The 10,971-nt window shown below is 69.3% G+C and carries 10 protein-coding genes, 1 rRNA gene, 1 pseudogene and 1 riboswitch; of the genes and pseudogenes, 1 reads left to right on the top strand and 11 read right to left on the bottom strand.

From position 1 onward, the window contains the following. Positions 1–64: 64 nt before the first annotated feature. A riboswitch (glycine riboswitch) is annotated at positions 65–161 on the bottom strand. Between the two features lie 114 nt (positions 162–275). Continuing rightward, the gene (locus IE260_RS07790; RefSeq protein ID WP_189869744.1) at positions 276–647 is read left to right on the top strand and encodes a PRC-barrel domain-containing protein; all 372 of its coding nucleotides are present in this window, start codon (positions 276–278) and stop codon (positions 645–647) included. Here the strand turns inward: IE260_RS07790 and IE260_RS07785 are convergent. From IE260_RS07785 to rrf, 11 genes and pseudogenes are all read right to left on the bottom strand, one after another. Continuing rightward, positions 569–2,145, bottom strand: a pseudogene (locus tag IE260_RS07785) (DNA polymerase IV). The gene IE260_RS07790 and the pseudogene IE260_RS07785 overlap by 79 nt on opposite strands. 53 nt (positions 2,146–2,198) lie before the next feature. Then, positions 2,199–2,843 carry a MerR family transcriptional regulator gene (locus IE260_RS07780; RefSeq protein WP_189869743.1) on the bottom strand — a complete coding sequence of 215 codons (645 nt, stop codon included), beginning with the start codon at positions 2,841–2,843 and terminating at the stop codon, positions 2,199–2,201. 194 nt (positions 2,844–3,037) lie between these two features. Next, positions 3,038–3,511 carry a bifunctional nuclease family protein gene (locus tag IE260_RS07775; RefSeq protein ID WP_073494403.1) on the bottom strand — a complete coding sequence of 158 codons (474 nt, stop codon included), beginning with the start codon at positions 3,509–3,511 and terminating at the stop codon, positions 3,038–3,040. Positions 3,512–3,595: 84 nt separating this feature from the next. Continuing rightward, positions 3,596–4,333: a transcriptional regulator FtsR gene (gene ftsR, locus IE260_RS07770; protein ID WP_189869742.1), complete on the bottom strand. Its 738-nt coding sequence runs from the start codon at positions 4,331–4,333 to the stop codon at positions 3,596–3,598. A gap of 42 nt (positions 4,334–4,375) precedes the next feature. Further along, positions 4,376–5,335, bottom strand: a complete 960-nt coding sequence (locus IE260_RS07765; protein ID WP_189869741.1) for an FHA domain-containing protein — start codon at positions 5,333–5,335, stop codon at positions 4,376–4,378. A 61-nt stretch (positions 5,336–5,396) separates the two neighbouring features. Further along, the gene (locus IE260_RS07760; RefSeq protein WP_189869740.1) at positions 5,397–6,230 is read right to left on the bottom strand and encodes a DUF881 domain-containing protein; all 834 of its coding nucleotides are present in this window, start codon (positions 6,228–6,230) and stop codon (positions 5,397–5,399) included. A gap of 5 nt (positions 6,231–6,235) precedes the next feature. Further along, a complete protein-coding gene (locus IE260_RS07755) occupies positions 6,236–6,568 on the bottom strand; it encodes a small basic family protein (protein WP_003977440.1) in 333 nt (110 codons plus the stop codon). Continuing rightward, positions 6,565–7,470 carry a DUF881 domain-containing protein gene (locus IE260_RS07750; protein ID WP_189869739.1) on the bottom strand — a complete coding sequence of 302 codons (906 nt, stop codon included), beginning with the start codon at positions 7,468–7,470 and terminating at the stop codon, positions 6,565–6,567. The genes IE260_RS07755 and IE260_RS07750 overlap by 4 nt, the downstream gene beginning before the upstream one ends. 99 nt (positions 7,471–7,569) lie before the next feature. Continuing rightward, positions 7,570–10,065, bottom strand: coding sequence for a mannose-1-phosphate guanyltransferase (locus IE260_RS07745; RefSeq protein WP_189869738.1), 2,496 nt, complete (start codon positions 10,063–10,065; stop codon positions 7,570–7,572). Between the two features lie 115 nt (positions 10,066–10,180). After that, a complete protein-coding gene (gene clsA / locus IE260_RS07740; RefSeq protein ID WP_189869737.1) occupies positions 10,181–10,789 on the bottom strand; it encodes a cardiolipin synthase ClsA in 609 nt (202 codons plus the stop codon). A gap of 109 nt (positions 10,790–10,898) precedes the next feature. Continuing rightward, a 5S ribosomal RNA gene (gene rrf, locus IE260_RS43355) occupies positions 10,899–10,971 on the bottom strand; the annotation flags it as partial.

Raw genomic sequence — 10,971 nt, 5'->3', positions numbered from 1 at the left:
CTTCCGGCTTTCACCGTCGGTGAGAGCGGAAGCCGTCGACACCCGCCCTGCTTTCCAGAGTGACCTCGTCCGTGCGGTACGTGGGCCTGAGAGATTCCGGGGAGGATTTGCTCCTTCGGCGCCTCCGGATGTTGCCCGGAGGACTCTCCCGCACGGGGTCAGCAGCCGCTTGCCAGCGTACCAGCGAGGTCAACGCCCCGGCCTTCGAGTGGCCGCGCGCACGATTGTGCTCTTTTGTAGTGCTTACGGATGGTTTGCGACCAAGTGGAGGGCCCGTGCGTTCCGACATCGATCCGCGCAACCTGATCGGCCGCAAGGCGTTCGACCGCAACGGCACCAGGATCGGCACCATCGACGAGGTCTACCTCGACGACGCCACCGGCGTGCCCGAGTGGGCGGCGATACGCACCGGACTGTTCAGCAGGGACGCCTTCGTGCCGCTGGAGCCCAGCGAGCTGGTCGACGGCGCCCTGCGGGTGCCCTTCGACCGGGCGCTGATCAAGGAGGCTCCCGACTTCGGCGTCGGCCGTCACCTCTCACCGGAACAGGAACTGCAGCTCTACCACCACTACGGTCTCGACGTGGCCGCCCCTCCCCCGCTCCCCGACCGCGACTTCGGCAAGCTGGCGGGCAAGGAGGAGAGCTGACCGTCCGACCCCGGGGCACACCTGCCACCGGGCGGCGCTCGGCGGACCGCCTCGGCCCGCCACGACGGCGGCGCTACCCCGGTCCCGCGTGCGTCGCCCGCGCCGGACCGGACTGCGCTGCGGCGTCCGGAGCCACGGGCCCGGCGTCGCCGGGTCTTCGCGGCTCCGGCGACACCAGTGGCAGGGGATCCGCCGGCTCGAGGTCCGGGTCGTCGACCGGGAAGGTCCGTACCCTGCCCGGCGCGGAGTCGGGGGTCTCGAACCGCACGGTGACCCGGCCCAGGCCGCTGCCCTGCACCCATCCGTGTCCGTACTCCGTGTGCCGCACGTCGTGCCCCGACGGCCACCGGCGCTCGGCGGGCGGCTGCTGCCGCTCCTCCACGGGCTCGGTGTCCTGCTCCTCGACGTGCTCGTCGGCCCGCTCCCCCGCCGCCTGCGCGAACAGGTCCTCCTGCGTGTAGTCCGCGAGCCCGCTGACGCCCACACCCAGCAGCCGAACCCCGCCCGTGGTGTCCACCGAGTCCAGCAGCCGGGCCGCCGCCTCCCGCACCACCGCCGGATCGTCCGTGGGCCCGCGCAGCGTCTCGGAACGCGTCAGCGTGGAGAAGTCGTACCGCCGCACCTTGAGCACGATGGTCCGCCCCGACAGCCCGGAGCCGCGCAGCCGCCGCACGCACCGGTCGGCCAGCCGCCGCACCTCCACGCCCACCCGCACCCGGTCGTGGATGTCCACGTCGTAGGTGTCCTCGACCGACACCGACTTGGCTTCCCGCTCCGCCACCACGGGCCGCTCGTCATGGGCCAGCGCCATCGCGTACAGCGCGTGCCCGTGGGCCTTGCCCAGCAGCCGTACGAGCTCGTCCTCGCCCGCCTCGGCGAGCTCACCGACGGTGGTGATGCCGGCCCGCCGCAGATGGTCCCCCGTCGCCGGGCCGACCCCGGGCAGCGTCCTGACCGGCATCGGCGCGAGCATGTCCCGCTCCGTCCCCGGCCGGATCAGCACCAGCCCGTCGGGCTTGGCCTCCTCCGAGGCGATCTTGGCGAGCATCTTGGATGCGGCCAGCCCCACCGAGCCGGTCAGGCCGGTGACGGCCCGGATGTCCGCGCGCAGCTTCGTGCCGGCCAGGCGGGCCGACTCCGCGTCCCAGGCCGCCCCACCGGCCTCCAGGTCCACGAAGGCCTCGTCCAGGCTGAGCGGCTCCACCAGCGGCGACAGCTCCCCCAACAGCCGCATCACCTGCTCGCTGATCGACCGGTAGAACGCGAAGCGCGGGACGAGATACGCGGCGTTGGGCACGAGCCGCCGGGCCTGCCCCATCGGCATCGCCGAGTGGACGCCGAAGACCCGCGCCTCGTACGAGGCCGTGGCCACCACTCCGCGCGGTCCGAGCCCGCCTACCACGACGGCTTTCCCGCGCAGACTCGGCTTGGACGCCTGCTCCACCGAGGCGAAGAAGGCATCCATGTCGAGATGCAGGATCGTGGGCGCGGTTCTCACATCTCCGATGCTGCCCTACGCCACTGACAATGCCCCGTTCGCGTGCCGGGGTCCTAGACCGCCCGGTTCCGCCGCCGCGCCAGCTCGTCCGCCGGGTTGTGGCCGACCAGGGTCTCGCCCGTGTCGATGCGTTCCCCGTGCAACTGCGACAACGCGCTCTCCACGTCCCGCCACACCACGCCGACGGCGATCCCGAAGATGCCCTGGCCGCCCTGGAGCAGCGCGTGCACCTCGTCGGGCGAGGTGCACTCGTAGACCGTGGCGCCGTCGCTCATCAGCGTCATCCGCTCCAGGTCGCGGAAGCCGCGCTCCCGCAGGTGCTGGACGGCGGTGCGGATGTTCTGCAGCGACACGCCCGTGTCGAGGAACCGTTTGACGATCTTCAGCACGACGACGTCGCGGAAGCTGTAGAGGCGCTGGGTGCCCGACCCGTGGGCGGGCCGCACACTGGGCTCCACGAGCCCCGTACGGGCCCAGTAGTCCAGCTGCCGGTAGGTGATGCCCGCGGCCGCGCAGGCCGTCGGGCCGCGGTAGCCGATCTGCTCGGACGCCATGGACGTCGCCCCTCCGCTGCTCGGCACGGCCGTCGGTCGCTGCGGAGCGTGATCGGTCGCGCTGCCGTGAAGCGGGTACGGACCGCTCGCCCCGAGGCTGCTCCCGGGGCCACCCCCAGCCGTACCGTCGCCGCTGATTCTCACGCCGACCTCCGTCCTTGACCTGCCTCCTCGACGGTAGGCAGTCACCAAGGGTGCGTCAACGATCGCCACACTCGGCACGCCGAGTGATAATCACCCTACGAGTGGTTTCCCGTGCCCCACCGCGGGGAAAGGCTAGCCGAATGTGTCCGGAGCCGGCCTCTGGGCGCTCGCGCCCCGCCCTCGGCACGTGCGCCTCATTGGTTGCTGGAGCCGAAGTCCTCCGGCGAGATCTGGTCCAGGAACTCGCGGAACTTCTCCACCTCGTCCTCCTGCTCGTCCGGGATGGCGATGCCGGCGTCGTCGAGCACCGTGTCGCTGCCGTAGATCGGCGTCCCGGTGCGCAGCGCCAGCGCTATGGCGTCGGACGGCCTGGCGCTGACCTCGACACCGCTGGCGAAGACCAGCTCCGCGTAGAAGACCCCCTCACGCAGGTCCGTGATGCGTACTTCGCTGAGCTCCTGGCCGACGGCTTCCAGCACGTCCTTGAACAGATCGTGGGTCAGCGGCCGTGCGGGAGCCATGCCCTGCTGGGCGAAGGCGATCGCCGTCGCCTCCCCCGGACCGATCCAGATGGGGAGGTAACGGTCGCCTCCCACTTCACGCAGCAGCACGATCGGTTGGTTGGAGGGCATCTCGACCCGGACACCTACGACATCGAGCTCGTTCACACAGCAACCCTAGGCCGTGCCCGGGACGTTTGGGTAGTCGGGCCGGGATCGGGTGGGCGATCCGGGTCCCCGAGTCCACCCGTTTCAGGGCAGGCGCACCCCGAGGGCGCTCTGCACCAGCGCCGCGTGCAGTTTCACCGCGAGCCCCGCCAGCTCCTTGGTCCGGGCCTCCGCATGGGCCCTGGTCTGCGGGTTCCGGTGGCGCTTCAGCGGGGCGACCACCTGGTCCACCAGACCGGCCTCCCGATCGGCCGCGGCCTTCATCACCCGAAGGTGCCGCGGTTCGATCCCGAACCGCCCCAGCTGGACCACGAGCGAGGCCACCGTCACCGCCTCCGCGTCGTACGCCCCGTCGGCCAGCGGAGCGATGAGCCCGTAGGACTCCCACTCCTTCAGCTCCTGCTCGCCGATCCCGGCGGCGACCAGCAGCTCGTCCCGCCCGATCCGGGCCGCCGTGGGTCCCCCCGGGGGCTCGGCCACGGGCTCCGCGCCCCGCTGCCGGCCCACCGTGGGCAGCCGCACCGCCTCACCGCGCTCCATGGCGTCCAGGTGCTCGCGGATCACCTTGAGCGGCAGGTAGTGGTCCCGTTGCATACGCAGTACATGACCGAGGCGCTCGACATCGTGCGCGCTGAACTTCCGGTACCCGGCGGGGGTCCGCTGCGGCTCGACGAGGCCCTCCGACTCCAGGAAGCGGATCTTGGAGATGGTGATGTCGGGGAACTCGTCCCGCAGCACGTTCAGCACCGTGCCGATGCTCATCAGCCCACTGTCCGTGGCGGCGGCGCCGTGTCCGGCGCCGCCGCTCGGTGTTTGAAGCATGGACCTTCCCTGGGGGTACCCCCGTACGGCATGGGGAGAGGGTCAGTAGCCCCGCTGGCTCGCGTAGAAGACCAGCCGGTACTTGCCGATCTGCACCTCGTCACCGTTCGACAGAGCGACCTGGTCGATCCGCTCACGGTTGACGTACGTGCCGTTCAGACTGCCCACGTCGGCCACGGTGAACGAGCCGTCGGGGCTGCGCCGGAACTCCACGTGCCGACGGGAGACCGTCACGTCGTCCAGGAAGATGTCGCTCTGCGGATGACGCCCGGCGGTGGTCAGCTCGCCGTCCAGCAGGAACCGGCTGCCGGAGTTCGGCCCCCGGCGCACGACCAGGAGCGCGGAGCCCAGTGGCAGCGCGTCGACGGCCGCCTGCGCCTCGGGAGAGAGCGCCGGGATCGCCGTCTGGCCGGTGGCCTCGGCGTCGTACGCCTCCAGCCCGGAGATGGAGATCGTGGAGGTCGTCTCGGACGAACGCTCCGGGACCACTCCCGGCCGCAGCGGCGCGCCGCAGTTGGAGCAGAAGCGGCTGCTCTCCGCGTTGCGGTTACCGCACCTCGTACACACCAGGGCCGACATGGACGGATCCTCCTGCCGCGGCTGCCCCGCCGGGGCGTTCGACGCGTACGGACCGGGGGCAAACCCTCCACCCGTACCTGAGGTTGACGGTTGGCCGAAACCTATGCCGGAGGACTGCGCAGGGTCAACAGACGGCGCGCCCTGACCTCCGGAAATGTCACCGCCCGGCCCAGCCACCTGGTCTCGGAACAGCGGGCGCTGGCCCTCTGCGTCAGGCTGCGCGCGGTGGCGAGCGGTCGCGTTGTCGCGGCCCTCTCGCGCGCTCTTGCCGAACAACTTCGCAAACAACTTCACGGGCGATTCCCCTTGACCGAAACAGACCCGCCCGTGGGGCAGGACGAACCCTGACTGACCGTACTGGTCGACCCGGACATCTTCACAACGTCCGTCTCCACCAGACAGTTTCCACCACGCACCACCCAATCGGTGCGCCGACCCCCCGCAACCTCATGCCCCTGCCGGACGTCCCGCATGCACCCCCGGTTCACTGGGAGGACGACCGAGCGTAGTCAGGCCGCTTCACCGCTCGCAAGGCGTCCACGACGATCTTGCTCGACCTCTCAACAGTAACGGTGGCGTGTTCCTTTTCCAGAGTCTGCACCACGCCTCCAGGGATGTTGAGCGCCGGTTCGAGGTCCTGCGGCTTGCCGATGACCTTGAAACGATAGGGCGCGTTGATCTTGTTCCCGTCGACGCCCACGCTCTTGCCGGAGTCCTCCAGGTACGTGCCCGCGACGACCCGTACGCCGTTCACCTGGATCGCCTCCGCGCCGGCGGCGCGCAGCTCCTGGATCGCGTCGAGCAGCATGTTCGCCTCGACCGTCCCCTTCGTGTCCTCGATCGTCATCGTGATACCGGGCCCCCGCGCGGCCACCGTGCCCGCCAGGATGCCGAGTTGCCGCTCCTTCTCGACCGTCTGCCTGCGGGCCTCCTCGGCCTGGTCGGAGCTGTTCTCCAGCTCGTCGCGCTGCTTCTCGAGACCCTGCTTCTCGTCCTCAAGACGCTGAGTACGGTCGTCCAGTTCATCGAGGATCCGGACGAGATCCTCCTGGCGGGCGCCGCGCAGCGCGCTGTCGCCGTCGCTGTTCGACGCCACCTGGACCGCCAGGCCGAAGCCCAGTCCGAACAGCAGCAGAGCGACGATGAGTTGGGCCCGCGTGACACGCGGCGGCCACAGTCCCTTCACCAGTCGCTGCCGGCCCGTCAGCCCGGGCTGCTGCCCCGCCGGGGCGTCCGCGGCCGGGGCCTCGGCCGGCGGCACCTCCGCGGGCAGCTCCTCGCGCAGGCGGTTCCCGGGTTTCTGCTCGTGGTCGCTCATCGGCCTCACGCCCGGAACACGTGCCGGCGGATCGCCGCGGCGTTGGAGAAGATGCGGATGCCGAGGACGACCACGACACCGGTGGACAGCTGGGCGCCCACGCCCAGCTTGTCGCCCAGGAACACGATCAGCGCGGCCACGACCACGTTCGACAGGAACGACACCACGAAGACCTTGTCGTCGAAGATGCCGTCGAGCATGGCCCGCAGACCACCGAAGACGGCGTCGAGCGCCGCCACGACGGCGATCGGCAGATAAGGCTCGACGGCGGCCGGAACCTCGGGCCGGACCAACAGGCCGGCCACGACTCCCACGACGAGGCCCAGTACGGCGATCACGATGTGCCCTTCTCGGTTATCGGCTGTGCAGTTCGTACGATCACGCTCGGTGCGGCGGGCAGCTTCAAATCGTCCGCCACGGAGAGGGCGGTCCGGATGCCGTAGTTCTCCTGCAGGGCGTGCAGGTACAGCCCGTCGACACCGTCCTGGAACCGGGTGCTGAGCCCCTTGCCGTCCCCCACCGCGAGCACCGTGTACGGCGGCACCAGCGGCCTGTTGTCGACCAGTATCGCGTCCCCCGCGGCCCTGATGGCGGACAGCGCGGTCAGCCGCTGCCCGTTGATGGAGATCGCCTCGGCCCCCGAGGCCCACAGGCCGTTGACCACGCGCTGCATGTCCCGGTCACGCACCCGCCCGGTGTCGGAGAACCCGGAGGTGCCGCGCGGCTCACCGTCGCCGCCGGTACCGACGTCCTTGGCGTCGTTCACCACGAGCTTGACCCCGGGCCCCCGCACCTCCACGGCCCCGGACAGGATGCCCACCAGGTCGGACCGACCACTGCCGCCGCTCTTCTCCAGCGCCTCGCGCTGCCGCGCGCTGACGTCGTCGCGCAGCTTGTCGACACTGTCCTCCAGCTCGTCCGCCGCCGCGGTCTCCCCCTCGATGCGGTCGATGAGCTCCTCGCGCTCCTTGGCGACGACGGGAGCCGCGACCCGTGCCTGTGCCGCCCCGACCGTCACGACCAGGGCGGCGAGCACGAGACCCGCTGCCAGGCCGAGCTTGGCACGCAGGGTCTTGGGCATACCGCCGGTGCCCTCGGCCTTCTTCCTCGCGGCGGCCTCGGCGTACCCGTCGTCGAGGCTGTGGTCCATGACGTTGGTGAGCAACGACATGGACGCGTCCGGGCGTGCGGGCCGCGTGGATGTGCTCCGAACGGGGGATTGCTGCGGCATGCCGCACATCGTCGCACGCCACGACGACCACCTCCGCACGGCCCCACCGGCGTGCCGGACAGGCCCCCTTGGGGACACTTGTCCGGCACGCACGCGTGCGGTGTGTTTTCAGCGGCCCGCGCTGTCCACGACCGCCGACCACTCGTCGAGGAGCGCCTGCGCCGAGGCGTCGTCCGGCCCCTCGGCCCACAGGTGGGTGACCGCCTCGGCCGGGTCCGGCAGCACCATCACCCAGCGCCCGTCGGTCTCCACCACACGCACGCCGTCCGTGGTGTCCACGAAGCGGTCTCCGGCCTCCTCGACGACCCGCCGCATCACCAGCCCCTTGACGGCCCACGGAGTCGCCAGATCCCGCTTGAGGACGTGCGCCCTCGGGATCCGCGCGTCGATCTGGCTGAGCGTGAGCTGTGTCCGCGCCACCAACCCGATCAGCCGCACGAAGGCCGCCGTACCGTCGTAGACGCTGCTGAACTCCGGGACGATGAATCCGCCCTTGCCGTCGCCTCCGAAGATCGTCCCTTCCTCACCACCGACACGCGTCAGGTCGTCCGGAGAGGTCGTCGTCCACTCGACCTGGGTGCCGTGATAGGCCGCCACCTGCTCGGCGATCCTGGTGGTCGTCACCGGCAGCGCGACCCGGCCGCTGCGCCGTTCGGCGGCGACCAGGTCCAGCATCACCAGCAGAGCCCGGTCGTCCTCGATGATGCGGCCCTTCTCGTCGACGAGCGAGAGCCGCTCACCGACCGGGTCGAACCGCACACCGAACGCGGCCCGCGAGGACGCCACGATCTCACCGAGGCGCACCAGCCCCGACCGTCGCATGTCGGCCGACTCCGTAGGCCTGGACTCGTCGAGGCCCGGGTTGACGGTCAGCGAGTCGACACCGAGCTTCCCGAGCAGACTGGGCAGCACGAGTCCCGCACTGCCGTTGGACGCGTCCACGACCACCTTGAGTCCCGACTCCGCGATCCCGGTCGTGTCGACGTTCCGCAGCAGCGACCCGGTGTACGAGTCGTACACGCTGGCCGGGAAGTGCAGGTCACCGATCTCCCCGGGGAACGCTCGCCGGTACTCCTGCCGCGCGAACACCCGGTCGAGCTTCCGCTGACTGCCCTGCGACAGGTCGGCTCCCTGCCCGTCGAAGAACATGATGTCGACGGAGTCCGGCACACCGGGCGTGGTCCGGATCATGATCCCGCCGGCGCTGCCCCGCGCGGTCTGCTGCCGCGCCACGGGCAGCGGTACGTTCTCCAGGTCCCGTACGTCGATGGCGCTCGCCTGCAACGCGGAGATCACGGCTCGTTTCAGCGCGCGGGCACCACGGGAGTGGTCACGGGCGGTGGTGACCGTCGAGCCCTTCTTCAGGGTCGTCGCGTAGGCACCGGCGAGCCGCACGGCCAATTCCGGCGTGATCTCCACGTTCAGGATGCCCGACACCCCTCGGGCACCGAAGAGATGCGCCTGCCCCCGGGATTCCCAGATGACCGAGGTGTTGACGAAGGCACCGGCCTCGATGGTCTTGAACGGATAGACCCGAACATTGCCCTGGACGATCGATTCTTCACCGACCAGGCATTCGTCACCGATGACCGCGCCGTCCTCGATCCGTGCCGCACGCATGATGTCGGTGTTCTTGCCGACGACACAGCCCCGCAGGTTGCTGTGCGGCCCGACGTACACGTTGTCGTGGACGACGGCCTTGTGCATGAAGGCGCCGCTCTTGACGACGACGTTGGAGCCCACGACCGTGTGCTCCCTGATCTCGGCGCCGGCCTCCACCTTGGCGTAGTCCCCGATGTAGAGGGGCCCGCGCAGCACGGCGTCGGGGTGCACCTCGGCTCCCTCGGCCACCCAGACTCCGGGAGAGATCTCGAAGCCGTCGATGTCGACGTCGACCTTGCCTTCCAGTACGTCGGCCTGGGCCTTCACGTAGCTCTCGTGCGTGCCGACGTCCTCCCAGTAGCCCTCGGCCACATAGCCGTAGATGGGCTTGCCTTCCTTCATCAGCTGCGGAAAGACGTCACCGGACCAGTCGACGGGCACATCGGGGTCGACGTAGTCGAAGACCTCGGGCTCCATGACGTAGATACCGGTGTTCACGGTGTCCGAGAAGACCTGCCCCCAGGTCGGCTTCTCCAGGAAGCGCTCGACCTTGCCTTCCTCGTCGACGATGGTGATGCCGAATTCCAGTGGGTTGGGCACGCGCGTCAGACACACGGTGACGAGCGCGCCCTTTTCCTTGTGGAAATTGATCAGCTCAGTGAGGTCGAAGTCGGTGAGAGCATCGCCGGAGATCACAAGGAAGGCATCGTCCTTCAACGCCTCCTCGGCGTTCTTGACGCTTCCGGCGGTACCGAGTGGCTTCTCCTCATTGGCATAGGTGAGCTCCATTCCGAGCTCTTCGCCGTCACCGAAGTAGTTCTTGACCAGCGAAGCCAGGAACTGGACGGTAACGACGGTCTCGTTGAGCCCATGCCTTTTGAGCAGCCGCAGAACGTGCTCCATGATCGGCCGGTTGACGACCGGCAGAAGCGGCTTGGGCATGCTCGAGGTCATGGGACGAAGGCGTGTGCCTTCGCCACCAGCCATCACGACGGCCTTCATGTCGGAAGCGTCCTCCTCTAAGAGACGACGGTCTAGCCGACTTCACCCGCACAGATTCTCCCGCACTTTTCCAGCGCGGGCCATTCGGCGGCTACGGGCCGCACAATCAGCGAGTTCAATCGGCCATGGCGTCCGCACGAACCAAGCGGCGGACCTGCACCACGTAGAGAACTCCTGCCCACCAGTACAGGGTTGTACCCCATCCGGCGAACGCCCATCCGAAAATAGCAGCGAGTGACGCGATCCATCCACTTCCGTCACTGAGCAGGAGCAGGGGGAACGCGTACATGAGGTTGAACGTGGCGGCCTTCCCCAGGAAGTTCACCTGCGGCGGCGGATAGCCGTGCCGGCGGAGGATGCCGACCATCACCAGCAGGACCAGTTCCCGCGCAAGCAGTACAGCGGTCAACCAGAGGGGCAGGATCTCGCGCCAGGTGAGTCCTACCAGGGTCGACAGGATGTAGAGCCGGTCGGCCGCGGGGTCCAGGAGCCGGCCGAGGCTGCTGATCTGGTTCCAACGCCGGGCCAGCTTGCCGTCCAGGTAGTCGCTGACCCCGCTCAGGGCGAGCACCAGCAGAGCCCAGCCGTCGCTCTTCGGGCCGCCGAACTCGGGCCTGAGGATCAGCCAGAGAAAGAGGGGCACGCCGACGAGACGAGCCATGCTGAGGATGTTCGGGATGGTGAGGACCCGGTCAGTCTGGACGCGGGTCTCCTGGACCTCCACCCGGGGGCCTCCTGGGGGAAACGAGCCAATGATGCTCACTGACCTTACCTCAACGCAAAAAAGCTCTGGCTCTCGGGCTGCATACCCGAGAGCCAGAGCTCCAATAATTGTTCGGCGGCGTCCTACTCTCCCACAGGGTCCCCCCTGCAGTACCATCGGCGCTGTAAGGCTTAGCTTCCGGG

Source organism: Streptomyces viridiviolaceus, from assembly GCF_014650995.1.
GTDB lineage: Bacteria > Actinomycetota > Actinomycetes > Streptomycetales > Streptomycetaceae > Streptomyces > Streptomyces viridiviolaceus.
Note: the sequence above shows the minus strand (reverse complement) of the source record. Positions and strands in the feature narration are given on the sequence as shown.